The sequence below is a fragment of the Rhodobacter capsulatus genome (assembly GCF_052363175.1).
In the GTDB taxonomy this organism is placed as follows: domain Bacteria; phylum Pseudomonadota; class Alphaproteobacteria; order Rhodobacterales; family Rhodobacteraceae; genus Rhodobacter; species Rhodobacter capsulatus_D.
The window spans coordinates 2,673,078-2,695,746 of the sequence record NZ_CP198946.1; the positions used below are offsets into that span (position 1 = coordinate 2,673,078).

Annotated in this window: 23 protein-coding genes and 1 pseudogene; 13 read left to right on the top strand and 11 right to left on the bottom strand. The window is 65.3% G+C overall.

All coding sequences use genetic code 11. The annotated features are described in order from the left end of the window. Positions 1–68: 68 nt before the first annotated feature. Positions 69–1,388, bottom strand: a complete 1,320-nt coding sequence (gene miaB / locus ACTTAI_RS14080) for a tRNA (N6-isopentenyl adenosine(37)-C2)-methylthiotransferase MiaB (RefSeq protein WP_444452161.1) — start codon at positions 1,386–1,388, stop codon at positions 69–71. A 127-nt stretch (positions 1,389–1,515) separates the two neighbouring features. Between miaB and ACTTAI_RS14085 the strand changes: the two genes are divergently transcribed. Both ACTTAI_RS14085 and ACTTAI_RS14090 read left to right on the top strand, forming a co-directional pair. Beyond that, positions 1,516–2,733, top strand: coding sequence for a hypothetical protein (locus ACTTAI_RS14085; protein WP_444452162.1), 1,218 nt, complete (start codon positions 1,516–1,518; stop codon positions 2,731–2,733). A 64-nt stretch (positions 2,734–2,797) separates the two neighbouring features. After that, a complete protein-coding gene (locus ACTTAI_RS14090; protein ID WP_444452163.1) occupies positions 2,798–3,670 on the top strand; it encodes a hypothetical protein in 873 nt (290 codons plus the stop codon). A gap of 253 nt (positions 3,671–3,923) precedes the next feature. Here ACTTAI_RS14090 and ACTTAI_RS14095 read toward each other — a convergent pair whose 3' ends face one another. From ACTTAI_RS14095 to ACTTAI_RS14115, 5 genes are all read right to left on the bottom strand, one after another. Beyond that, a complete protein-coding gene (locus ACTTAI_RS14095) occupies positions 3,924–4,337 on the bottom strand; it encodes a hypothetical protein (protein WP_444452164.1) in 414 nt (137 codons plus the stop codon). Then, entirely contained in the window at positions 4,334–5,605 is a 1,272-nt protein-coding gene (gene fabF, locus ACTTAI_RS14100) for a beta-ketoacyl-ACP synthase II (protein ID WP_444452165.1), read from the bottom strand. The genes ACTTAI_RS14095 and fabF overlap by 4 nt, the downstream gene beginning before the upstream one ends. A gap of 76 nt (positions 5,606–5,681) precedes the next feature. Next, complete coding sequence (locus tag ACTTAI_RS14105; protein ID WP_444452167.1) at positions 5,682–6,101, bottom strand: MarR family winged helix-turn-helix transcriptional regulator; 420 nt, start codon at positions 6,099–6,101, stop codon at positions 5,682–5,684. Between the two features lie 90 nt (positions 6,102–6,191). Continuing rightward, entirely contained in the window at positions 6,192–9,308 is a 3,117-nt protein-coding gene (locus tag ACTTAI_RS14110; protein WP_444452168.1) for an efflux RND transporter permease subunit, read from the bottom strand. Beyond that, positions 9,305–10,417: an efflux RND transporter periplasmic adaptor subunit gene (locus tag ACTTAI_RS14115; protein ID WP_444452169.1), complete on the bottom strand. Its 1,113-nt coding sequence runs from the start codon at positions 10,415–10,417 to the stop codon at positions 9,305–9,307. Before ACTTAI_RS14115 ends, ACTTAI_RS14110 begins: the two co-directional genes overlap by 4 nt. Before the next feature lie 82 nt (positions 10,418–10,499). Here ACTTAI_RS14115 and ACTTAI_RS14120 point away from each other — a divergent pair. The 4 genes and pseudogenes from ACTTAI_RS14120 to ACTTAI_RS14135 all read left to right on the top strand — a co-directional run. Then, a pseudogene (locus ACTTAI_RS14120) lies at positions 10,500–10,658 on the top strand (TetR/AcrR family transcriptional regulator); the annotation flags it as partial. A gap of 595 nt (positions 10,659–11,253) precedes the next feature. Continuing rightward, a complete protein-coding gene (locus ACTTAI_RS14125; RefSeq protein ID WP_444452170.1) occupies positions 11,254–11,586 on the top strand; it encodes a PaaI family thioesterase in 333 nt (110 codons plus the stop codon). Between the two features lie 97 nt (positions 11,587–11,683). Further along, positions 11,684–12,499, top strand: a complete 816-nt coding sequence (locus ACTTAI_RS14130; protein WP_444452171.1) for an oxidoreductase — start codon at positions 11,684–11,686, stop codon at positions 12,497–12,499. 45 nt (positions 12,500–12,544) lie between these two features. Next, positions 12,545–13,924: an MATE family efflux transporter gene (locus ACTTAI_RS14135; RefSeq protein WP_444452172.1), complete on the top strand. Its 1,380-nt coding sequence runs from the start codon at positions 12,545–12,547 to the stop codon at positions 13,922–13,924. A gap of 207 nt (positions 13,925–14,131) precedes the next feature. Here the strand turns inward: ACTTAI_RS14135 and ACTTAI_RS14140 are convergent, their stop codons facing one another. Together ACTTAI_RS14140 and ACTTAI_RS14145 are read right to left on the bottom strand one after the other, a co-directional pair. Further along, complete coding sequence (locus ACTTAI_RS14140; protein WP_444452173.1) at positions 14,132–15,142, bottom strand: NADP-dependent oxidoreductase; 1,011 nt, start codon at positions 15,140–15,142, stop codon at positions 14,132–14,134. A 25-nt stretch (positions 15,143–15,167) separates the two neighbouring features. Continuing rightward, entirely contained in the window at positions 15,168–15,944 is a 777-nt protein-coding gene (locus ACTTAI_RS14145) for an SDR family NAD(P)-dependent oxidoreductase (RefSeq protein WP_444452174.1), read from the bottom strand. Between the two features lie 110 nt (positions 15,945–16,054). Between ACTTAI_RS14145 and ACTTAI_RS14150 the strand changes: the two genes are divergently transcribed. The 5 genes from ACTTAI_RS14150 (at position 16,055) to ACTTAI_RS14170 (ending at position 19,841) form a co-directional block, all read left to right on the top strand. Then, on the top strand, positions 16,055–16,603 hold the full coding sequence (locus ACTTAI_RS14150) for a TetR/AcrR family transcriptional regulator (protein ID WP_444452175.1): 549 nt from the start codon (positions 16,055–16,057) through the stop codon (positions 16,601–16,603). Positions 16,604–16,705: 102 nt separating this feature from the next. After that, the gene (locus tag ACTTAI_RS14155) at positions 16,706–17,164 is read left to right on the top strand and encodes a MarR family winged helix-turn-helix transcriptional regulator (RefSeq protein ID WP_444452176.1); all 459 of its coding nucleotides are present in this window, start codon (positions 16,706–16,708) and stop codon (positions 17,162–17,164) included. Further along, entirely contained in the window at positions 17,161–17,610 is a 450-nt protein-coding gene (locus ACTTAI_RS14160; protein WP_444452177.1) for a MaoC family dehydratase, read from the top strand. The genes ACTTAI_RS14155 and ACTTAI_RS14160 overlap by 4 nt, the downstream gene beginning before the upstream one ends. Before the next feature lie 72 nt (positions 17,611–17,682). Further along, the gene (locus ACTTAI_RS14165; protein WP_444452178.1) at positions 17,683–18,981 is read left to right on the top strand and encodes an MFS transporter; all 1,299 of its coding nucleotides are present in this window, start codon (positions 17,683–17,685) and stop codon (positions 18,979–18,981) included. A gap of 401 nt (positions 18,982–19,382) precedes the next feature. After that, a complete protein-coding gene (locus ACTTAI_RS14170) occupies positions 19,383–19,841 on the top strand; it encodes a hypothetical protein (protein WP_444452179.1) in 459 nt (152 codons plus the stop codon). Between the two features lie 20 nt (positions 19,842–19,861). Here ACTTAI_RS14170 and ACTTAI_RS14175 read toward each other — a convergent pair whose 3' ends face one another. From ACTTAI_RS14175 to ACTTAI_RS14185, 3 genes are all read right to left on the bottom strand, one after another. Further along, complete coding sequence (locus ACTTAI_RS14175; RefSeq protein ID WP_444452180.1) at positions 19,862–20,602, bottom strand: hypothetical protein; 741 nt, start codon at positions 20,600–20,602, stop codon at positions 19,862–19,864. Further along, the gene (locus ACTTAI_RS14180; protein WP_444452181.1) at positions 20,599–21,225 is read right to left on the bottom strand and encodes an RNA ligase family protein; all 627 of its coding nucleotides are present in this window, start codon (positions 21,223–21,225) and stop codon (positions 20,599–20,601) included. Before ACTTAI_RS14180 ends, ACTTAI_RS14175 begins: the two co-directional genes overlap by 4 nt. A 68-nt stretch (positions 21,226–21,293) precedes the next feature. Beyond that, positions 21,294–21,665 (bottom strand): hypothetical protein, encoded by a 372-nt coding sequence (locus tag ACTTAI_RS14185; protein WP_444452182.1) that lies wholly within the window; start codon positions 21,663–21,665, stop codon positions 21,294–21,296. Positions 21,666–21,823: 158 nt separating this feature from the next. On the opposite strand from ACTTAI_RS14185, the gene ACTTAI_RS14190 reads away from it, so the two are divergent. Continuing rightward, positions 21,824–22,033, top strand: coding sequence for a hypothetical protein (locus ACTTAI_RS14190; RefSeq protein WP_444452183.1), 210 nt, complete (start codon positions 21,824–21,826; stop codon positions 22,031–22,033). A 158-nt stretch (positions 22,034–22,191) separates the two neighbouring features. Continuing rightward, positions 22,192–22,638 (top strand): hypothetical protein, encoded by a 447-nt coding sequence (locus ACTTAI_RS14195; protein ID WP_444452184.1) that lies wholly within the window; start codon positions 22,192–22,194, stop codon positions 22,636–22,638. The last annotated feature ends 31 nt before the right edge of the window (positions 22,639–22,669 follow it).

Genomic DNA, 22,669 nt, shown 5'->3' on the forward strand with positions numbered 1-22,669 from the left:
CCGGGGCATTGCCATAATTTCCCGAAGTTCGGGACTGCCCGAAGAGGTTTTCGCCCTGACCCAACGGGTCAGAGCAATTCGCCCGCCAGCGAGTTCGGCGCCGAGGCGGTGATTCTCACCTGCGCGAGCGTGCCCGGTCCGATCCCCTCGCCTTTCACATGCACGGCATGCAGGTAATCGGATTTGCCGACCCATTGCCCGGGCAGGCGGCCGGGTTTCTCGAACAGAACGCCAACGGTGCGGCCGACCATCGAGAGCTGGGTGGCCTTCTGCTGGGCGGTGATCAGCGCCTGTAATTCCTGCAGCCGGGCATCGGCCACTTCGGACGCGACGCCTTCGCGACCCGCCGCAGGCGTGCCCGGACGCGGGGAATATTTGAACGAGAACGCGGCGCCAAAGCCCACGGCGCGGATCAGATCAAGGCTCGCTTGATGATCGGCATCGGTCTCGCCGGGGAAACCGACGATGAAATCCGAAGAAATCAGGATGTCGGGCCGCGCGGCGCGGATGCGCTCGATCAGCCGCAGATAATCCTTGGCAGTATGCTTGCGGTTCATCGCCTTGAGCACCGGATCGGCGCCCGATTGCACCGGCAGATGCAGGTAGGGCATCAGCTTCGGCTCTTCGCCATGCGCGGCGATCAGGTCGTCGGCCATGTCGTTCGGGTGGCTCGTGGTGTAGCGGATGCGCTCGAGCCCCTCGATCCGGGCGAGTTCGCGCACCAGACGGCCAAGACCCCAGACCCCGCCCTGCCCTTCGCCGTGGTAACCGTTCACATTCTGCCCGAGCAGGGTGATTTCCTTCACGCCTTTCGCAACCAGCTTTTCCGCCTCGGTCAGGATGCGGGCCACGGGGCGCGAGTTTTCGGCGCCGCGCGTATAGGGGACGACGCAGAAGGCACAGAACTTGTCGCAGCCCTCCTGCACGGTCAGAAAGGCGGTCGGGCGCGCCTGCACCGGGCGCTCGGGCAGCTTGTCGAACTTGTCCTCGGCCGGGAATTCGGTGTCGACCGGACGCTCGCCGCGCGCTACCGCCGCCACCATCTCGGGCAGACGGTGGTAATTCTGCGAGCCCACGACCAGATCGACGAGCGGCATCCGCCGCATGATTTCCTCGCCCTCGGCCTGCGCGACGCAGCCCGCGACACCGATGGTCAGACCCGGCTTCGCCTCCTTAAAGGGGCGCAGACGACCCAGATCGGAATAGACCTTTTCGGCGGCCTTTTCGCGGATGTGGCAAGTGTTGAGCAGCACCATGTCCGCCTCGGCCGGATCATCGGTCAGGGTATAGCCCTGCACGCCCATCGCCTCGGCCATGCGCTCGCTGTCATAGACGTTCATCTGACAGCCATAGGTCTTGATATGCAGCTTTTTCGGCGCGTCGGACATGGGGGCCTCCCGGGGTTGGCGCCCGATACCGCAAACGGGCCGATGCCGCAAGTTTTGCGGGCTTGCGGGGCGGGATTTCGCGCGACAGGATGAGGGCCAGTGCAGTCCCCCCTTGCGTGGATCTCTGATGCTGACCCCGGAAGAGTTTTTGAAAGCCGACACGCCGCCCCGTTTCGAGATTGCGGTGGACAAGCTGCGCATTCGTGATCGCGACGTGGGGGCGGCCCGTATTCCGGTCAGCTATGACGCGGACTGGACCCCGGTCTTTCATCTGGGGGAGTTCGTCGAGTGGAGGGAGGCGTTCAATGTCGACGGCAACACCGACTTCAGTTTCGAGTGCGGCGGATACATCACCACGCTGTTTTTGAAGCGCTGCACCTTCCCTTTCCATGGCGAACCAAGCACAGTGGAAGCCCGGGCAAGGCGAATACCGATCCACCTTGGACAGGCGGCAATCTGCAGCAGCTTTTCCGCCGTCCTGCTGTCACCACCCGAGTTCCTCTCCCGCACTATCCGCCTTGTCCAGCCCGAAGGTGTAATCTTCGAAATCGTCCCATCCGGGGTTATGGGAAACCCCTGCCTGATTTCTTCAACGCTTGGGACAGGCTCAGATGATGTGGTTTCAGACATGGGGTGCCTTCACGGTTTCCTGACCTTCGTAAAAGGGAGCCATTGCGGGGTTGGCAATCTGATCGCGCATGACGCCAACGGCGCCGTTGCCTTCAGCCTGCTTGGCTTCACGCCGAACGACTCTGGCAAGATCGAACCGAACTGGCTTGATCGGGGCCTGCAGCAGGACTTGCCAACGATTTTCCTGGCCTTCTGCAGTGCTCATGCTGACAACCTCACCCGACGCGCACTGCTTCAAGGGATAGAGTATTATCGTGCGTCGAATGTTCTGCGATCGGCCTCGATCGAAATGGCGATCATCGCGGCCCACACCGCGCTTGAGGCGTTGGTGAACTACATTCTGGAACATCGCGCCGGATGGTCGAAAAGTCTGATGGCCGAAAAAGGGATCAAGTTCAGCGACAAGATGCGCGCGGCGGCAACCTTCCTGCGCATCGACTGTGATCTGCTCGAACAAAGCCCCGAACTGAGGGCGCTGTCAAAATCACGCAACAACATGGATGCCTTTGACCTGATCTCGTTCATCCGCAACAAGCTCGTGCATCAGGACGCCGCCTACCAGCCGCAGGGCCTTCAGATGCACGAAGCCTGGCTTCTGGCCCAATGGCTGGTCGAGGTGCTTATCTTCGGCATCATCGGATACCGGGGCAAGATCCGGGACCGACGCCTCTACAAAGGCTGGGGTGGTACGATGGAGCTTCCCTTCAAAGCGTGACAGAAAGGCCCCGCTTGCATTTGCCCGACCGTTCCGCGACGTTGCGCAAAAAGGGGCAGCAGGCATGGATTACGCGTCGCAGACCGAGTTCCTGAGCGTGGCAAAAGAGGTGCTGGCCAAGGCGCCGGTGGCGGTGATCCTGGTCGAGGATCTGGTCGAGGTCGACAGCACGATCCGCCATCATCTGAAGCTTGGCTTTCGCACCGTTCTGGTCTGCGCCCCCCCGACGCTCGAGCCGCCCGCCGATCTTGCCCCGCTGATCCACCGCATTCCCTGGATTGCCAATGGCCCCGAGGCTTTCCTTGATGCAGTGAACCCGCTGATTGCCGCTGCGCCGCCCGGCACCTGGATGTATTACGGCTTCAACGCCGAATATCTCTTCTACCCCTTTTGCGAGACCCGCTCGGTGCGCGAACTGCTGGCCTTCCACAGCGAGGAACGCCGCTTCGGGATGCTGAGCTATGTGATCGATCTTTATGCGGCTGATCTGGGCAAGAACCCCGACGGGGTGAACCTCGCCGAGGCGATGCTGGACCGCGCGGGCTATTATGCGCTTGGCCGCCCCGATCCGGCGAACCACAACCACCCGCGCGAGCGGCAACTGGATTTCTTTGGCGGGTTGCGCTGGCGCTTTGAAGAACACATCCCCCCGGCGCGACGCAAGATCGACCGGATCGCGCTTTTTCGCACCGCGCCGGGGCTGATGCTGCGGGCCAATCACACGCTTTCGGACGAGGAGATGAACACCTACGCTTGTCCCTGGCACCACAATCTGACGGCGGCCATCGCCTCGTTCCGGGTGGCCAAGGCGCTCAAGCGCAATCCGGGCTCGACCTATGACATTGCGACCTTCCGGTGGCACAATTCGGTGCCCTTCGCGTGGTCGAGCCGACAGCTGCTCGATCTGGGTCTGATGGAGCCGGGGCAGTGGTTCTGAGGGGCACGGGGTTTGATATTGAGCTGTGCCATTGAGACTTGCCGCAATGACAACGAAACGCCGCAAAATTGACACTTGCAGCTTCCGCAAGTGCGTCGAGAGGGTTTCTTGAGCCATATCCCCCGGTTTTGAAGCGGTTTTGGCCAAAGTACCTCGCCTGATCCGATCCTTCGGGCCCCTGACTTTCAGGATCGCTGCCCCGACGTTTTCAAGGCAAAGCAAGGAACCCAGAATTCCTCGCCGAACCCTGCCTTCAGCCCTTCCCCGCCTCCCCCTCAGGTTCGACCCCGCACCCGGCGAAGCGCCGGTCTCGTATCTGTCGCGCCTCGCCATGCGGAATGGCACAAATCTCGAAAGCTTTGCTGCCCTGATCCGGCTGGACCTTGGCCCGCTGACCCGCATCGAAGGTGCGGTCTTGTCCGATCTGGTCGATCATCACCTCCGCCTCGCCAAGGCGAAGATAACAAAATCCTTCCTCCGCGCGCTCATAGACGCAGTCGAAACCGAGCACGTCACAGTAAAACGACTTCGATTTATGAAGCGAACTGCGGGCGACAGCCCGTTCGCGCCACGCTGCAGCGCGTGAGAGGATGATGCCAATGTCGCGGCATGCGTGTTCGGTCAATGACGGACGTTCGGCGAGCGCGCGCAGAAAAGAAGATGTCACACCTCGACCCGACTGAAGACCAAGGCTGCATTGACCCCGCCAAAGCCGAAGGCATTCGACAGAACATGGCTCACCTCGGAGGCTCGCGCCTTGCCGCGCACCAGGTCAAAACCGGCGGCGGCCTGCATCGGATCCGCGATGTTGAGCCCGGCCGGCAACAATTGATCGCGCAGCGCCAGGACGGAGAATACCGCCTCGATCGCCCCGGCGGCCCCCAGCATGTGCCCGGTCGCCGATTTCGTCGAGCTGACCGGCACACCGCCGCCGTTCTGGCCGAAGACCTTCGTCAGCGCCGCGAGTTCCGCCGCGTCTCCCACCGGCGTCGAGGTGGCATGGGCATTCACATAACCGATCTGCTCCGGCTTCAGCCCGGCCATCGCCAGCGCCATCTCGATCGCGCGGGCGGCCTCACGACCGTCCTCCCAGCCGGCGGTGACGTGATGCGCGTCGGTGCTGGTGCCATAGCCGGAGAGCACGGCAAGCGGGGTCGCGCCGCGGGCCGTTGCATGGCTCAACCGCTCGATCACCAGCATCGCGGCCCCTTCGGACAGAACAAATCCGTCATGCGCCGTATCGAAGGGGCGCGAAGCCCGTGCGGGATCGTCATTGAAGCCGAAAGACAGCGCCCGCGCGGCCGTGAACCCGCCGATTGCGACCGGATCCACGCAGGCCTCGGCGCCGCCGCAAAGCGCAATATCGGCTTCGCCGCTGCGGATCAGGCGCATGGCATCGCCGATCGCCTGAGCCGAGGCGGCACAGGCCGTGACGGGCGCGCCCGAGGGCCCGTGGAAGCCGTAGCGGATGGCGACCTGTCCCGCCGCGAGGTTGGGCAGGAAAGACGGCACGACAAAAGGCGAAAGCCTGCGCACCCCTGCGGTCCGGATGGTTTCGGTGGCGCCGGTAATCGCGGGAATGCCCCCGACCCCGGTGCCGATCAGCGTCGCCGTGCGCGAGCGGGCCGTCTGATCCTGCGGGGCCCATCCCGCCTGACGCAGCGCCTCATCGGCGGCGGCCATGGCGTAATGGATGAACAGATCGGTCTTGCGCAGGTCCTGCGGTGACATCGCCGCCTCCGGGTCGAAGCCATCTTCCCGTTCGGCCTTTGACGGCACCTGCCCGGCGATCCGGCATTTCCAACCCTCGGTCTCGAAGCGGCGATTGCGCCGGATCCCGCTTTCGCCTGCCAGCAGACGCCGCCAAGTGGCTTCAACGCCGCAAGCAAGCGGCGTGACAGCCCCAAGACCGGTGACAACAATCGGATCCATCATGGCGAGCGCCCTTTTATGTGCATCTGCACAGTGCATATACACATAATTTGGTCGACACAACAGGTCTGTGTCGGCATCACTCCTCGGAAAGCGCTTTGGCCACGCGCAGATAGGTATCTGCATCGGCCTTTGTCACCCGAGTGAACATCTCCTCCTGCGCCGCCAGCCATTCGCCCTGCAACACCTCAAGCAACGCGCTTCCGGCCTCGGTCAGGGCGCAAAGTCGGGCATTGCCACTGCCCGCCACCCGGCCCACAAGGCCCTTCTTCTCCAGCAGATCGAGACTGCGGGTCAGGCTGGTGCGATCCAGCGCCACCTTTTGCGCGAAGGCCGCCACAGGTTCGGAGGGGGTATGCCTGATCGCGGCGAGCAGGGCGAATTGCTGCACCGTCACGCCATGGGGCTTCAGCCGCTGGTCATACCGGCGCAACAGCACGCGGGCGGCCGAGACGGTGTTCAGAACGAGGCATTTCGAAAGGGTATCGTCGCTGTCCATGGCGCCGGACCATGAAGAGCGACGGGGCCCCCGTCAAGAATGGAAGATCCTGCCGCTGAGAGACGGGGCACCGCAAGCCGGTGTGCCGCGTTACTCTGCGGCGAGGGGATCATGGACCTGCCGTTCTTCATCTTGCATCGGCGTCCCCCCGACAGATTGCGGGACAGGCCCGATGCGGAACCAGGCGGCATAAAGCGCGGGCAGGAACAGCAAGATCAGCACGGTTCCGGCCGCCGTCCCGCCGATCAAGGTATAGGCCATCGAGCCCCAGAACACCGAATGCGTCAGCGGGATGAAGGCCAGCACCGCGGCAAGGGCCGTCAGGATCACCGGCCTTGTGCGCTGCACCGTGGCTTCGATGACGGCCTGATAGGCGTCAAGGCCTGCGGCCCGGTTCTCCTTGATCTGTTCGGTCAGGATCAGCGTGTTGCGCATCAGGATGCCCGCCAAGCCGATCAGGCCAAGGATCGCGTTGAACCCGAACGGCTGGTTGAAGGCAAGCAGCGCGGGCACGGCGCCGACAAGGCCGAGCGGCGCGGTCAGCAGCACCATCGCCATCATCGAGAAGGACCGCACCTGCACCATCACGATGATGAGCGTCGCCGCGATCATCGCCGGAAAGATCTTGGCCAAGGCGGCATTGGCCTTGCCAGCTTCCTCGATCGATCCGCCCATCTCGATGCGATACCCGGCCGGAAGCGCGGCGATCAGCGGCGCAAGGGCCGTCATGACCTGCGTCGACACCTCCGGCGGCTGCATGGTCTCGTCGATGTCCGATCGCACGGTGATGACCGACATGCGGTCCCGGCGCTTCAGGATCGGTTCTTCCAGCCGGATCTCCGCATGCCCGATCTGGTCGAGCGGGATCTGCCGACCCTCGCGGCTGATCAGCGAGAAATCCCCCAGCCGCGCCGGATCCAGCCGCTCGGGCCCGGCGCTGCGGGCCACGACAGGGACGTTGCGGATGTCTTCGCGGACCTCGGTCACGGGAATGCCGGAGAGAAGGAACTGGAGTTGCTGGCTCACCTCTGCCGGAGACAGTCCAAGAAGGCTCAGCCGGTCCTGATCGGGCACGAAGCGCAGCACGGGCGCACGGTTGCCCCAGTCGCGGTTCGCGTCCCGCACCTCGGGGATCGTCCGCATGAGGTCGAGCGCCTGCCCGGAAAGCGCGTAAAGCTGCGCCGGATCCGGCCCGATGATCCGGAACTCGACCGGAAAGACCGAGGGCGGACCGAAGACGAACTGGGTGGCGCGGACATGGGCCTCGGGCGCCAGCCCCTCTGCCACGGCCGCGCGCAGTCGCAGCTTGAGCGCGTCGCGCGCGGCGGCATCGGGTGTCAGCACCACGATCTTGGCAAAGGCGGGATCGGGCAGTTCCGGGGACAGCGCCAGATAGAACCGCGGCGCCCCCTGACCGATATAGCTGGTGACGATCTGCGCTTCGGCCTGCCGATCCAGCCAGTGTTCGATCTTTTCAACCGCCGCAGTCGTCGCCGCGATGCTGGTCCCTTCGGGCATGCGGACTTCGACGAGGACCTCTGGGCGGTCGGATGTCGGGAAGAACTGCTGCTTGACACCGCCGAGGCCGACAACCGAAGCGGCAAATGCGAGCCCGATCACCGCACAGGTCAGGAATTTGTGGCGCACGGCCAGAACGATGAGCCGCCGCAGGCGCCGGTAGTTCGGGGTGTCGTAGATCGCGGCATGACCACCCGCGACCGGCCTGATCTCGGGCAGCAGCTTCACCCCGACATAGGGCGTGAAGACCACCGCGACCACCCAGGACACGATCAGCGCAAAGCCCACGACCCAGAAGATGTTGCCCGCATATTCCCCCGCCGTCGAGGGCGCAAAGCCGACCGGCAGGAAGCCCGCGACCGTCACCAGCGTGCCCGAGAGCATCGGCGCCGCGGTGTGGCTCCACGCATAGGCCGCGGCCTTCACCCGGTCCATGCCCTCTTCCATCTTCACCACCATCACCTCGATGGCGATGATCGCATCGTCGACAAGCAGCCCAAGCGCAAGGATCAGCGCGCCCAGCGTGATCCGGTCGAAGAACCGCCCCGTCTCCAGCATCACGAAGAACACCGCGGCGAGCGTCAACGGGACCGCCGCCGCCACGACGATGCCGACGCGCCATCCCATGCTGACAAGGCTCACCAGCAGCACGACCCCCAGCGCCATGGCGAATTTCAGCATGAACTCGTCCACGGCCGTGTGGATGTTCACCGCCTGATCGGTGACCTTCTCGAGCGACATCCCAAGCGGCAGGGCCGCGGCGATGGTCCCGGTCCGGGCTTCCAGCGCCTCGCCGAGCGTGAGACCGTTCCAGCCGTCCTGCATCACCGCCGCCAGCATCAGCACAGGCGCGCCCTGATGCCGGATCAAATAGGTGGGCGGATCCTCATACCCGCGGCGCAGCTCGGCGATGTCGGACAGCTTCAGCACCCGCCCGCCTGCGGCGATCGGCGTATCGGCGATCGTCTGCAAGCTGTCATAGGCGCCGTCCATCCGGATGAAGACCTGCGGGCCACGCGTCTCGATCGACCCGGCAGAGGTGACGTTGTTCTGTCGTTGCAGCGCCGAAACGATGTCCTGCACCGAGATGCCAAGGGTCGCCAGCCGCGCAAACGAGAACTCGACAAAGATCTGTTCCGGGCGCTCGCCCAGAATATTGACCTTCTTCACGCCGGGCACATGCAGCAGATCCTGTCGGATGACCTCGGCCTGCCGGGCCAGATCCCGCATCGGCAATCCCTTGGCCTTGAGCGCATAAAGCGCGAAACTGACATCGGCATATTCGTCGTTGATGAACGGGCCATGTACACCCGGCGGCAGGCTGCGGGCCTCGTCGCCCAGCTTCTTGCGCGCCTGATAGAACTGCTCCTGCACCTCCGAGGGCGGCGTGTCGTCCTTCAGCGCCAGCGTCATCAGCGCCAGACCCGGGCGCGAGGTGGTATCGACCCGGTCGTACCAAGTCAGCTCCTGCAGCCGTTTTTCGAGCGGTTCGGCGACAAGATCCTGCATCTCGCGCGCCGTCGCGCCCGGCCAGACCACCGTGAGCGTCAGGGTCTTGATGGTGAAGCTCGGATCTTCGGCCCGCCCGAGATTGAGAAAGGCAAAGACCCCGGCGGCCACGATCAGGCAGATGAAGAACAGGGTGACGGCGCGTTCGCGCACCGCAAGGGCGGAGAGATTGAGGCTCATGGCGTGACGCCCTTGCCGAAGGCGGGGACGACGGCCGCGCCGTCCCGCAGCAGATGGGCGCCAAGCGCCACCACCGGCTCCCCGGGGGCGAGACCCGACACGACTGCGGTTTCGCCGTCCAGACCGACCAGCGTGACGGGCCGCAGATGCACGGTCGAGCTGGCGCGATCCAGACCCCAGACCCCGGTTTGCGTTCCGTCATCCAGCACCGCCCCAAGCGGCACGGCAACCTCGGATGTGCCGGGATCAAGGGGGATCCGGACGGTGACCGTCGCGCCAAGGGGCGCAGAGGCCGCCGGACCGTCCATCACGAAGCGCGCCTCGTAGGTGCGGGTCTGTGGGTCAGCTGCGTCGGAGAGTTGCCGCAGATGCGCCGTCTGGCGGCGATCCCCGTCCCCGAAGACCGAGACCTCTGCCCGTTGACCGATCCGGGGCCGTACCGTCTCGGGCAGCGCGACCACCGCCTCCCGCGGGCCGGAGCGGGCGATGCGAACAACCGGCTGACCGGCCGAAACGACCTGCCCGGGCTCACCCAGCGTCTCGATCACCGTGCCTTCTGCATCGGCGGTCAGGACGGAATAGGCGGTTTCGTTTCCGGCAAAGCGCGCGTCCGCTTCGGCGGCGGCAAGATTGGCCAAGGCGGCATCACGGGCGGACCGGGCCTGTTCGTAGCGCTGCCGGGTGACCCAGCCCGCCGCGAGCAATTCGGCGTAACGCTTTTCATCGGGCGCAAGCTGCGCGACGGCGGCCCGTGCGGCCTTGACGGCATTCTGCCGTGCCGCAAGTGCAAGGCGCAGGTCGGTGTCGTCGATCCGCATCAGAGGTTGGTCGGCGCGGACCTGCTGGCCGATATCGACCAGCCGTTCGGTGATCTTGCCCGCAACGCGAAACCCCAGATCGCTTTGCACCCGCGCCCCGATGACGCCGGTAAAGCGCCGCTCGCGCCCCTGCACTGGCGCGGCCTGCGCAATCAGGACGCGCGGCGGGCTCTGCCTCGGGTCGGCTGGCGCCTCGGCACCCTGAGGTGCGGGCAGGAAGGTCGCCAGGGCCGCCACGCCCGAGGCGGTGACAAGCCCCCCCGCCACCAGCACGGCGCGTCTGATTTTCATGCCTGACCCCTCCAATTTGGATTGCACTCGAACGCTATCTAGCGTATTTAGATTTCATCTGCAATCCAAATGGAGGCCCTCAATGCGTGTGAGCCGTGTGCAAGCCGAACAGAACCGCCAGTCCGTGATCACGGCGGCCAGCCGCCTGTTTCGCGAACACGGGTTTGACGGGATTGGCCTGAAAGACCTGATGAAGGGCGCGGGGCTGACCCAGGGGGCGTTCTACAAGCAGTTCGACTCCAAGGAGGATCTTGAGGCGCAGGCCTCTCGTCGTGCTTTCGAGAGCGCCGCGCAGCGGTGGCGGGGGGCGATCGGGGCGTATCCCGATGACCCGCTCGGGGCGGTGCTGTCGCACTATCTCAGCATGGAACATTGCGCGCAGACGATGGACGGTTGCCCGATCGTGGCGCTTGCGGCGGATGCGGCGCGGCAGGGGGAAACCGTCAAGGCCGAGTTCGAAGCGGGCATCCGGGCGAGCCTTGCAGCAGTTGGCGACCTGCTATCGGGGGTGCGCGCGGCGCCGCGCGACACCGAGGCGATGGCGGCGCTTTCGATGATGGTGGGGGCGATGCTGTTGTCGCGTGCGGTCAACGACCGGGAGCTGTCGCGCCAGATCCTGACGGCGGCGGCCGACGGCGTGCGGAGCCTGTCCGCAGCCGATCAGACCGACGGGGGGCCCCGTGCAATGACCGCGGAGGCACGGACAGAAGCCGGGGACGCAGGCCCCCGGATCGCGGATCTCTCCGGTTTCGAGATCGTTTCGGCGCTGGCGGCGGGGCGGTTGCCACCCCCGCCGATGGCGCAGATCCTTCCCCTTCACCCTCTTGCCGCCGGACATGGGCCGGGTGGAGTTGATCGCCCTGCCAGAGGCGCGGTTCCTGAACCCCGCGCAAACCCTTCATGGCGGCTGGATCATGACCCTGCTCGACACCGCCATGGCGCTGGCGGCGCAAACCACCTTGCCGCCCGGAGAAATCTGCCCCTCGCACGAGAGCTCGGCCAAGTTCGTCCGTCCGATCACGGTGCAATCCGGCCGGATGCACATCCATGGCCATGTGCTGTCGCGCGGCCGGACGGTGATCACGCTGGAGGGCCGGATCGAAGACGACAGCGGCAGGCTGCATGCCCATGGCACATCGACCTGCCTGATCCTGCGCCGAAGCGCCTGAGCGCCTGGGCCGCGCCGCAAATGCCCCTTTTGCCCCGTGCCGCCGCAGACTGCGGTGCGGCCGGACCCACACCGCGCCTGCACGAAGGAGAAACGACATGTCCGACACATCCCCCAGGGTTGCCCTGATCACCGGCGCCTCCTCCGGCATCGGCAGGGCTGCGGCCCTGGCCCTCGCCAAACAGGGGTTTCGCGTCTTCGGGACCAGCCGCCGCCCGGACGCGCCCGCGCTTCCGGGGGTCACGATGCGCAGCTGCGACGTCACCGACGACGCCTCGGTGGCGGATCTGGTCAGCGGCCTTCTCGCCGAGGCCGGTCGCATCGACCTTCTTGTCAACAATGCGGGGGTCGGCCTTTTCGGCGCCGCAGAGGAGACGTCGCTGGAGCAGGCAAAAGCGCTGTTCGAGGTGAACCTCTTTGGCGTGATCCGCATGACCAATGCGGTCTTGCCCACCATGCGCCAGCAGCGACAGGGCAGGATCATCAACCTGAGCTCGGTCATGGGGTTTGTTCCGGCGCCGTTTTCCACGCTTTATGCGGCCAGCAAACATGCCGTGGAGGGCTATTCCCAATCGCTGGATCATGAACTCCGCACCCTGGGGATCCGGGTCAGTCTGGTTGAGCCGGGCTTCACCCGGACCGCTTTCGAAGAGAATCTGATCCGGTCGGACCGGCCGATCGCGCAATACGCGCCCGCGCGCTCCGAGGTTGAAGCGGCCACCGCCCAAGGGTTGCAAACCGGCGATGCGCCGGAGATCGTTGCGGACTGCATCGTCCGGGTGGCCACCGCCGCAAAGCCCCGGCTGCGGTATCCCGCCGGGGGCACGGCTCGCCGGGTCGATCTGCTGCGCCGCTTTGCCCCCGTCGCGGCCTTCGACGCGAACCTGCGCAAGATGTTCCGCCTGCCGGTCTGAGCACCGCGCCTGCATCCAAGATGCCCTTTCGAGAAGGATGGTCCCATGACCTCCCCAACCCGCGCGCCGCTTTCTCGCGGCCCTGCATCGGAGCGCAAGCTGTCCGTCCTGCTGTCAGGGCCGATCCTTCCGACCCTGCTGCGTCTCGCGGTGCCGACCGTTCTGGTGCTGCTCGTCCAGACCTTCGTGGGGGTGGCCGAGACCTATTTCGTCAGTTTTCTCGGAACGGAGGCGCTTGCCGGGGTGACCCTGGTGTTTCCGGTGCTGATGCTGATGCAGATGATGGCGAACGGCGGGATCGGCGGCGGGGTCAGCGCGGCCATCGCCCGGGCCGTGGGGGCTGGCCGCAGGCGCGAGGCCGATGCCCTGCTCTGGCATGCGCTGGTGCTGGCCTGCGGGTTGGGAGCCGTCTTCATGGTCATCGCCCTGCTTTGGGGCCCGGCCCTTTATCGCGCGATGGGCGGCACGGGGGAGGCGCTGACAGCCGCCATAGCCTATTCGGGCGTCGTGTTCGCGGGGGCGATCCCGATCTGGATCACGGCGCTGCTGGCCTCGGCCTTGCGCGGCGCGGGGAACACGACGGTGCCGGCCCTTGTCGTGCTCGGCGCAACCGCCATTCTGCTGCCGCTGTCACCCGCGCTGATCTTCGGATGGGGGCCCTTGCCGCGGCTCGGCGCCGCGGGCGGCGGGGCTGCCGTGCTCGTCTATTATGCCATCGCGATGCTTGCGTTCATCGGCTATCTGCGATCCCCGCGCAGCCCCCTCACGCTCCGCGCCGCCCCGCTGCAGGCCGATCATTTCAAGGACATTCTCGGCGTCGGGCTGCTGTCCGCGGTGGGCACGGTGCAGGCCAATCTCACGATCCTCCTGATTACCGTCGCGGTGGGCCATTTTGGCACCGATGCCATCGCAGGCTACGGCATCGCCTCCCGGCTTGATACCCTCCAGATCCCGCTCCTGTTCGGCCTTGGAACCGCAGTCGTGACGATGGTCGGGATCAACATCGGCGCCGGAAACGCCGCGCGGGCGCGCCGTGTCGCCTGGGCGGGCGCGTTTCTCGCCCTTGCTCTGAGCGAGATCATCGGCCTCGCTGCGGCGCTCTTTCCGCAGCTCTGGATCGGTCTGTTCAGCAAGGATCCCGAGGTGATCCGGTTGGGGGCGCTTTATCTTCACATCGTTGCGCCGACCTATGGGGCGGCCGGGCTGGGTCTCGTTCTCTACTTTGCGAGCCAGGGGGCGAACCATGTCCTGTTTCCCGTTCTGGCGGGCACGGCGCGCATGATCATTGCCGCCTTGGTGGGCTGGTCGGCGGTCATCCTGTTCGGCGCGCCGCTTCATGCCCTGTTCGCGATCGTGGCCCTTTCGGCTTTGGTCTACGGCGCCCTTACGGCCGCAGCGATGCAGGGCACCTGGGGAAAGGCATGATTTCAGCAGGATCCGCTGGTGGCCGCCTCGCAGCACGGCAGGGACCCGAACAGCCCCGGGAAAGTCACACCCATACTGATTGAAAGGTTTCTCCGGTGCCCCGTCGCGCTGGCAAAACCCCTCTCGGGGTGCCAGACGCGACCTGAGAAACCCTGACGCCGACAGGGCCGAACGGTGCTTATTGCAGGCGATTCTTGCCGTTCCGGTTTACCGCCCGGGTTGAAGGTCGACAACGACCTTACCCTTCGCCCGCCCGGTCTCGAGATAGGCGAAAGCCTCGTTCGTCTGGTCGAACGGAAAGATGCGGTCCATCACCGGGCGGATGGCACCCGCCTCGATCAACGCGCCGAGTTGTGCCAACTGCCCGCCATCGGCGCGCATGAACATGAAATCATAGCGGATACCTTTTGCCCGCGCCCTCCGGCGGATGCCGAGGCTCAAGACCCGCATCACCTGCTGCAGGACCCAGTTCAGCCCCTGCGCCCTGGCAAATTCGACCGTCGGCGGGCCAGAGATCGAGATCAGCCTGCCGCCGGGCTTCAGCACCGTCAACGATCTGGCCAGCGTATCGGCATCCTGACCGCAGATGACAAGGTCGTAGTCGGAAAGGATCGTCTCGAACCTCTGGCTACGGTAGTCGATGACCACGTCGGCCCCAAGCGCGCGCACCATGTCGGTACTGGCGCCGCTTGCCGTTGTGGCCACAGTTGCACCCAGATGCTTGGCCAGCTGGATTGCCACGCTGCCAAATCCGCCCGAACCGGCATGGATGAGCACCTTCGCGCCCGGCTGCACGGCGGCCAGTTCGACCAGCGCCTGCCATGCGGTCAGCGCGACAAGCGGCATCCCGGCGGCCTCGGCCATGGTCAGGCCGACGGGTTTGAGGGCAAGATCGGCCTCGTCCACCGCGATGCGCTCTGCCAAGGTGCCGATGCGGCCGTCGCGGGGCCGGGCGAAGACAGCATCGCCGGGGGCAAAGCGGGTGACCGCGCTGCCGACGGCCTCGACCACACCGGCCAGATCGTGACCGAGGATCAGGGGCGGCTTGTAAGGCAGCAGCGGTCTGAAGGCGCCGTTGCGGATCTTGCTGTCGAGCAGGTTCAGCCCTGCCGCATGGATCCGCACCAGCACGTCGCGCGGGCCGGGCTGCGGGTCGGGCAGGTCTGCAAAGCGTAGCTTTGTGCCCTTGCCATAGGCGTCAAGAAGGAAGGCTTTCATCGCGATGTCCTCGGGCGCGATGGGGTCAGGCGCGATAGCGCGCAGCGGGTCGGGTATTGCCAAACTCGGGCAGCATGGCGCGGCGGGCGGCCTGATAGGCGTCCCACAGACCCGCGTCGCGCAGAGCGGGGATGGTGATCGCCTCGCGCGCGTCAAACCCAGCGAGGGCCGCATCGACCAGATCGCCCACCTCCATCATCGGCGGCAGCTCGGCAGCTTCTGCGCCCGCGCGTTCCCAGATCTCGGTCCGGGTCGCGGCGGGCAGAACCGCCTGCACATAAACCCCTTTGGGACCAAGCTCGAAGGCCAGACCCTGCGACAGGAAGATCGCAAAGGCCTTTGTGGCGCCATAGGCGGTCTGGCCGAACTCGGGCACCAGCCCCACGACCGAAGCGATGTTGATGATCGCGCCAGCTCCTTCGCGGGCAAATCGGGCCGCGGCGGCATGGGCCAGCAGGGCAAGGCTGGTGGTGTTCAGGGCGATCAGCCGGGCCACGTCGGCACTGTCCTGTTCGGCATAGGCCCCCTTCAGCGCCGCCCCGGCGTTGTTCACAAGGATGCTGATGTCGGCGTCGTCGCGCAGCCGGGCAGCGACCTTGGCCACATCGGTCTCCCGCGTCAGATCGGCGGGCAGGATCTCGATCGCCACGCCTGTTTCGGACCGCAGCCGGGCGGCCAGCGTCTCCATCCGGGCGGCATCGCGCGCCACCAGCACCAGATCGTGCCCGCGCCGGGCAAGCCGATCTGCATAGGTGGCGCCGATGCCCGATGAGGCGCCGGTGATCAGGGTTTTCGGGGTCATCTGCTTGTTCTCCTGCCAGATGTCGCTATTATCATGATGGCCGTCATCATTGCTGTGGATATATGATGGCCATCATGATTGAGTCAAGCCCCCGGGCATGAGGTGCAGAAATGAAGGTTTCGCGTGAGCAAATGGCCGAAAACCGCGGTCGTATCCTGTCCGAAGCGGCGCGGCTGTTTCGCGACAAGGGGTTCGAGGCGGTCTCGGTGGCCGAGGTGATGAAGGCCGCCGGTCTGACGCATGGCGGCTTTTACGGGCATTTCGCGTCAAAGGATGACCTGATTGCACAGACGCTGGCCCATGCGCTTGCCGATGACCGGAGCACGGGCGATCTTGACGCCTTCCTGTCGGCCTATCTGTCGCCCGCCCACCGCGATGCACCGGCGACGGGGTGCCCGACGGCGGCCTTCGCTTCGGATGCGCGCCGTCAGACGCCCGAGGCGCGGGCCGCGATGGCCGCAGGGCTTGCGGCGCAGATTGACCGGCTGACGGCGACCCTGCAAAGCGAGGGCGTGCCGGAGGCCCGAGGCGCCGCCATCGGGTGCTGGTCTGCGGCGGTGGGCGCGATGATCCTGGCGCGTGCGGTCGAGGATCCGGCGCTGTCGGACGACATTCTGGCCCAGACCAAGACCTGGATATCGGCGTCTTTGAAGCCCTGACGCGCGCGACCGGATGTCTGGCAAAAGATGTATATGCATCACGTTCGCAATGATGCATATACATCTAAAGCCTGATTCCTTCTTTCGCCGACAGGACGCCGCATGCCAACCGACAGCGACCGCCATCGCATCCTGTGCGCGGGCACCAATCTGAAGATCGCCGCCCGCGCGACGGGGCGGCTTTATGACCGCGCGTTTGCGCCGTTCGACCTCAACACCATGCAATACGCGATCCTTGCCAATATCGCGCGAGCGGGCAGCATCCCGACCATGGCGCTGTCGGACAAGCTTTCGATCGAGCGCACGGCCCTTTACCGCGCGCTGGCCGTGCTGGAACGGCGCGGTCTGATCCGCACCGAGGCCGGGCGGGGGCGAGAGCAGATCCTGTCCCTGACCGACACGGGCGATGCCCTGCGCCTGCGGGCGAAGGCCGCATGGGCGCTCACGCAGGAGGCCTTCGTGGAGGCGTTCGGTGAGGACTGGCCAAAGTTTCTGGGGATGCTGGAGCGCGCCCGGGCGATTTCGGAGCGCCTGAGCGAGCAAGGGGAGTGTGCGCCATGAGAAATGCCTATCTTGAGGACCTGTCGGTTGGCCAGCGCTTCGGCTCCGGCACTGTCCGGGTCAGCGCAGAAGACATCGTCCGCTTTGCCCAAGACTTCGATCCGCAGCCCTTCCACCTCGACCCCGCCTTGGCAGGGCAGACCCTGTTCGGCGGTCTCGCGGCCAGCGGATGGCACACCGCCGCACTGACCATGCGCCTTCTGGTCGACGGAGAGTTCGTGCCTGCAGGTGGGTTCATCGGCGCGGGCTTCGACGAACTGGCCTGGCCCGTTCCGGTGCGCCCGGGCGACGAGTTGCATGTGACGTCCGAGATTCTGGCGCTGCGCCGATCCCAAAGCCGCCCGATGCAAGGCGTGATCAAGGTGCGCAATCTGACGATCAACCAAAACGGCGAGACGGTCCAGCGCGCGGTCGGCAATCTGATCGTCCAGGCGCGCTCGGCCTAATCCTGAAACAGGGCCGCGACCGGTTGCGGCCTGTTGCCAAGCACTGATTTCCGCCCCACGAAAGGCCGCCCCATGCTTTCCGACCGCCTCGCCCAAAACCTGGCCTCTCGAAACATCCATTACGGCTGGCTGATGGCGGCCGTCACCTTCCTGACGATGCTCGCAACGGCGGGCGTCATGGGGTCTGCAGGCGTCCTCATGGGACCGCTGGAACAGGAATTCGGCTGGACGACGGAACAGATTTCCAGCGCCATCGCCATTCGCCTGGTCTTCTACGGTGTCTTCGCCCCCTTCGCCGCGGCATTCATGAATTATTGGGGCGTGCGCAAAGTGACGCTTTGCGCCCTGGTGATGATCCTTGTCGGCATTGTCGCCTCGTATTTCATGACGGAACTCTGGCATCTTGTCGCGCTGTGGGGCGTCATCATCGGCATGGGCACAGGGATGACCGCGCTGGTGCTGGGGGCCACGGTCGCCACCCGCTGGTTCGCGGCGCGGCGCGGACTCGTCGTGGGCTTCATGACGGCTGCCAACGCAACGGGATCCTTGCTCTTCCTGCCGCTGCTGGCACGCCTGGCCGAGACCTTCGGTTGGCGATCCGCCCTGATCCTGCTGATCTGCGTGCTGGTGTTCACTTTGCTGTTGATCCTGATGCTTATGCGCGACCGTCCGGCGGACGTTGGCCTGCCCCGCTTTGGTGAAGATCAAATCGCTCCCACACCGCCGCGCGCCGCCAATGTCGGCAAGTTGCTCGTGCAACCGCTGCAGACCTTGCGGGCCGCTGCGACCGAACCGGTGTTCTGGATCCTGTTCGGAACGTTCTTCATCTGCGGCTTCAGCACCAACGGGTTGATCCAGATGCACTGGGTCTCGATCTGTGGCGACTTTGGCATCGCGGCGGTAACGGCTGCCAGCATTCTCGCGCTGATCGGCGTGTTCGACCTGGTGGGCACCATCGGGTCGGGCTGGTTGTCGGACCGCTTCGACAATCGCCACTTGTTGTTCGTCTTCTATGCCCTGCGCGGCCTCTCGTTGATGTATCTGCCGTTCAGCACCTTCTCGATCTATGAACTGTCGGTGTTTGCGATCTTCTATGGGCTGGATTGGGTGGCCACAGTGCCGCCGACAGTGAAACTGGCGGCCGAGAAGTTCGGGGCCGAACGCGCGCCGATGGTGTTTGGCTGGGTGTTCATGGGCCACCAGATCGGGGCGGCGCTGGCGGCTTACTTTGCGGGTGCGGTCCGGACAGGGCTCGACACATACATGCCAGCGCTCTTCACGGCCGGGGTGTTGTGCATCATGGCTGCGCTGTCCGTTCTGGCCATCGGACCGAGGCCAATCAAATCCTCAAGCGCGACGACGCTGGCTTGAAGGCCGCAAAGTGTCCGGCCTTGCGGCTCTGCTAAACCCGATAATGCAGGCCCCTTATTCGCGAGACTTGCAGCAAGGCCGCTCAGCTTTCTGCTCACGCCAAACGGGTTCGCCGCCATGCCGCCGGAGATCGGATTCGGTCTTTTTCCAAGGGATCGTGACGCGGCGGGACCCGGGCGCTATGGAAGGTCGTGTTACCTTTGCGCGGCGGAGGCCCGAACCCGATGCAGTGGATCTTGCAGCCCTTCGACGACATGGAGAAACTGGCCCACGCGCTACCGAAAGCGGCTTGAACCTGCTAGAGACGAATTGCATCAATGCGGCCGGGTTATATGCGGCCGATGTGATGAAGCTGGCGGCGGCGATCGACGCGCTTGGCTGAGCGGTCCGGGAGGGGCGAGATGAGCTTTGTCTTGCGGCATCTGCTGCTGTTCTTCCTGCCGATCGCGCTTGGGTTTGCGCTCCATTTCGCCACTTTCCCGCTCAGGGCCGAGTTTCATCGGCAGTCGGCCGAGTTTTTGGGCGCCTTTCTCTCCGGCGATCCGGAAGATGCACGGGTGGGCCTGCGCCGGGTGTTTGAAAGCGCCGCGACCTTGCCGGGCGGTCTGGACTGGATGTCGAGGGCCACGGTTGCGGCGGGCCTTGGCAGTTTTTCGCTACTCATCCCCAAAACGGCGCCGCAACAGCGCGCTGTCCATCTGTTGACGACACTTTGCGTCGGGTTCGGCTTCGCAAAGACGCTTGGCCTCTTTTTCGGACTTGATTGGGCGGACTTCGCCCTTTGCCTGATCGTCGGGCTGTTTCTTGTCATCGTGGTTCTGAGCCTGCGGCTGAAATCGCTGGCGAAGCCCGAGAGCTGAGCACAAGCGGCAAACGGGCCTCACAACTGGATGTGGATGTGATCGTCATGCCGGGCGGCGGCGCAGCCCTGAAAGCGGATCTTGAACGCGCCCGCGCCGAATTTCGCCGCCAGATGCGGTTCCAGGAAGATCTTGCCGATCCGGGGATCGCGCGAAAGCAACCGCAGTGCAAGGCGCATCCGGTCGGGGTCTGGCGCGTAATCGGGCCAGAGCGGTTGCGCCCAAGTCAGATCCCAGCGCAGGGTCGGAAAGCGCGGCGGACAGGCGCTTGGCCCCGGCTCGAAGGCGAAATAGCCCAAGGGCGACCGGGTCTGCCCGGGCAGGTAGCGGCCGTGATCCGCATAATAAAGCGCAAGGTCAAGCTTGCGGCCGTCCTTGTGCGACAGATGCGGCAGAAGCGGAAAGCCGTTCAGAAACGGGAAGTTGCCATCAAGCGCAAGGGTCACGGTGCCGGGATGGGTCCGGGCCATTTCGGTCGCCATGTCTTCGGCGGCGGCTTTGAGCTCGGGGGCGACGTAATTGCGGTTCGCAAGGCAGAAGACCCAGGACCGCATCACCAGCGGCCCCTCGCCGTAACAGGCGATCGGCACCCGTCCAAGCTGCGGCGCGATCATCAGCGCCCCCAGCCAAAGCCCGGCATAAAGCAGCGCAAAGGCGAAAAGCTTGCGCCGAAACAGCCGACTGAGCAGCCACGCCAGCCCGCCCAGCTGCGTCAGCACGGCAGCCAGCGCCAGATGCAGGGCGGCGCGTCCGAGGCTCATGCGCCCCTCAGCCCGTTCGGCACAAGGGGGGCGTGCATCCAGTGCGTCTCGCTTTGCACATGGCCCGCGCGGACATATTTGCCCATCCGGCGCGGCATCTCGGCCAGGGCGAAGGCCGCGGCCACGCGCGCGACGAAGCCCTCCTGCCGGTCGGGGTCAAGCCCCGCCGCGATGGTCTCGAAGAGCCCCGGCCGGAACGGTCCGCGCCAGAGCACCGGCACCGGGGTGATGCCCAGCTCTTCGAACCGCAAGAGCGTCAGATCCCAGGGCTGCACCTCGTCGCCCAATATCCAGGCAAAGCCCAGAAACCACGCGGGCAGCGCGTCGTAGCCCACCGAATGGCGGGCATAAAGGTTCTCGCCGACGATCCGTTCGCCCTCGGCCAGCTGCGGCGTGATGCCCGCCGCAAAGGCCTTGAGCCAATCGCGCGAAGGGTGGTTGCGGCTGTCGGGGCTGCGCGCATGGCAGCCGCCGTGGTGGAGCGTGGTGTTCTCGCCGTCCATCTTCTCAGAAATCACCAGATCGTCGACGGCCAGCCCTTCGAGGGAGGTCATGATCTTGTCGTCGCTGGTGGCACCGGGAGAGATCGGCAGATGAAAGGTGCGGGGATATTTCTTCGTCATGCGGCCAGACTATCCGGGCCCTGTGCGGGGGGAAAGGGGCGTCAAAGCGACAGGCGGCGCCGGGGCGGTCACAGCATCCGGAGCGCGGCAAAGGCGGTTGCGCCGCCAAGCGTCCAAAGGTCAAAGGCAAGCATCGGAGAGAGGGTGAAAATTGGCCAAGCCGGCACGAAGCGGGGCGTGGCGCCCTCGGCAGCGATGAGGCGGCGGATGCGCCAGCCGCACCAGAGCCCGACCGCCGCGGGCAGGATGAGAAGCACCGGGCGATGGAACACCACGAAGGCGGCCATCGCCGGGAAGATCAGGAAGAGATGCGGGATCAGGCGCCGGAGATCCGCTTCGGGCAGCTTGCCAAAAGGCCGGTAAAGGGGCGGAAATCCGCCCAAGAGCTGGAGGGAAAGGATCAGGACCATCATCCCGAACATCAGGGCCGTTCCGAACATCGCACGCCTTTTCAATCCGGTACAGTTCGTGAAACCTCCTACGCCCCGCGCCAAAGTGCAATGCGGCTGATGCGATCGCGGATTGGCTTGTGGCCCGACCCTGCGGAGGGTCGGGCCTCCGGGACGTTTCACAGGCCATTGTGCAAAGAAACCGAGCGATGACACATTACGCCGCCTGTCTGCTCTCGACGTTTTTAGACCCCTATGGCTGGGCGTCTTTCCTGATCGGCCTGGCCTTTGCTGTCGGATTGGCCAGACGCGGCAGAGGGACGCTTTCGCTGATCTCGGTGCTTCTCGGGGCCGTCGTAGGGGCGTTGCTTGCAGCATTTCATTACAATCTCAACTGCGTGGAACTGTATCCCGGTTAGGGGCAAGCCCGGCTTCGGTCGCTTTGCACGAAGGCGCGCTCGTGCTGCCGCAGACAGCGCGCGGTTTGGAAACTGCTTGTCGCGCAGGCAGGATCGGGTGATCCTCGCGTCCATCAGAACGCCCTGTGCGGCACGTGATTTCAACAGGTCTTTTTGCAATGTCCCCCGCGCCCCTGTTCTGGATCGTCGCCCTGTGCCTGCTGTCGGGCCTGCTCGGCCTTTCGATAGCGGGCTGGCGCCATGCAAAGGCGGTGCAACAGATCGTGCTTGGCAGCACCGGGCTTCTGGGCGTGTTGCTGAGCCTGACGTTCTTCCTGGCCCCGCTTGGCCTGCCGATGGCAGCCTGTGCGTCGGTCACTTATGTCGCCTGCCGCTTCGTCGCGGGGCTGGCCTCGCTTCCCACGCGGCTTGTGGCGGCACTGGTTGCCTTTGGCCTGATCACGGCCCCCTTCGCCGACCGGATCGGCTTCGAGATCCGCACCGCAAGCGAGCGCGCGGCCCATGCGCGGGGCTGGCCGAGGGGCGGATCACCGCCTTCGACAGGGTGCCGTCTTTCCGGTTCGGACGCCGGTTCAGCTATGCGGTCTATGCACCCGAAGATCTGATCGCGCTGCGCATTGCACAAGAGAGGCTTGC

Coding starts and splice junctions, on each gene's coding strand:
- ACTTAI_RS14135 (WP_444452172.1), top strand. CDS start 12,545: ATGACCTCCCCAACCCGCGCGCCGCTTTCTCGCGGCCCTGCATCGGAG.
- ACTTAI_RS14155 (WP_444452176.1), top strand. CDS start 16,706: ATGCCAACCGACAGCGACCGCCATCGCATCCTGTGCGCGGGCACCAAT.
- ACTTAI_RS14130 (WP_444452171.1), top strand. CDS start 11,684: ATGTCCGACACATCCCCCAGGGTTGCCCTGATCACCGGCGCCTCCTCC.
- ACTTAI_RS14150 (WP_444452175.1), top strand. CDS start 16,055: ATGAAGGTTTCGCGTGAGCAAATGGCCGAAAACCGCGGTCGTATCCTG.
- ACTTAI_RS14160 (WP_444452177.1), top strand. CDS start 17,161: ATGAGAAATGCCTATCTTGAGGACCTGTCGGTTGGCCAGCGCTTCGGC.
- ACTTAI_RS14115 (WP_444452169.1), bottom strand. CDS start 10,417: ATGAAAATCAGACGCGCCGTGCTGGTGGCGGGGGGGCTTGTCACCGCC.
- ACTTAI_RS14085 (WP_444452162.1), top strand. CDS start 1,516: ATGCTGACCCCGGAAGAGTTTTTGAAAGCCGACACGCCGCCCCGTTTC.
- ACTTAI_RS14145 (WP_444452174.1), bottom strand. CDS start 15,944: ATGACCCCGAAAACCCTGATCACCGGCGCCTCATCGGGCATCGGCGCC.
- ACTTAI_RS14140 (WP_444452173.1), bottom strand. CDS start 15,142: ATGAAAGCCTTCCTTCTTGACGCCTATGGCAAGGGCACAAAGCTACGC.
- ACTTAI_RS14170 (WP_444452179.1), top strand. CDS start 19,383: ATGAGCTTTGTCTTGCGGCATCTGCTGCTGTTCTTCCTGCCGATCGCG.
- ACTTAI_RS14195 (WP_444452184.1), top strand. CDS start 22,192: ATGTCCCCCGCGCCCCTGTTCTGGATCGTCGCCCTGTGCCTGCTGTCG.
- ACTTAI_RS14090 (WP_444452163.1), top strand. CDS start 2,798: ATGGATTACGCGTCGCAGACCGAGTTCCTGAGCGTGGCAAAAGAGGTG.
- ACTTAI_RS14105 (WP_444452167.1), bottom strand. CDS start 6,101: ATGGACAGCGACGATACCCTTTCGAAATGCCTCGTTCTGAACACCGTC.
- ACTTAI_RS14190 (WP_444452183.1), top strand. CDS start 21,824: ATGACACATTACGCCGCCTGTCTGCTCTCGACGTTTTTAGACCCCTAT.
- miaB (WP_444452161.1), bottom strand. CDS start 1,388: ATGTCCGACGCGCCGAAAAAGCTGCATATCAAGACCTATGGCTGTCAG.
- ACTTAI_RS14180 (WP_444452181.1), bottom strand. CDS start 21,225: ATGACGAAGAAATATCCCCGCACCTTTCATCTGCCGATCTCTCCCGGT.
- ACTTAI_RS14125 (WP_444452170.1), top strand. CDS start 11,254: ATGGGCCGGGTGGAGTTGATCGCCCTGCCAGAGGCGCGGTTCCTGAAC.
- ACTTAI_RS14165 (WP_444452178.1), top strand. CDS start 17,683: ATGCTTTCCGACCGCCTCGCCCAAAACCTGGCCTCTCGAAACATCCAT.
- fabF (WP_444452165.1), bottom strand. CDS start 5,605: ATGATGGATCCGATTGTTGTCACCGGTCTTGGGGCTGTCACGCCGCTT.
- ACTTAI_RS14110 (WP_444452168.1), bottom strand. CDS start 9,308: ATGAGCCTCAATCTCTCCGCCCTTGCGGTGCGCGAACGCGCCGTCACC.
- ACTTAI_RS14185 (WP_444452182.1), bottom strand. CDS start 21,665: ATGTTCGGAACGGCCCTGATGTTCGGGATGATGGTCCTGATCCTTTCC.
- ACTTAI_RS14175 (WP_444452180.1), bottom strand. CDS start 20,602: ATGAGCCTCGGACGCGCCGCCCTGCATCTGGCGCTGGCTGCCGTGCTG.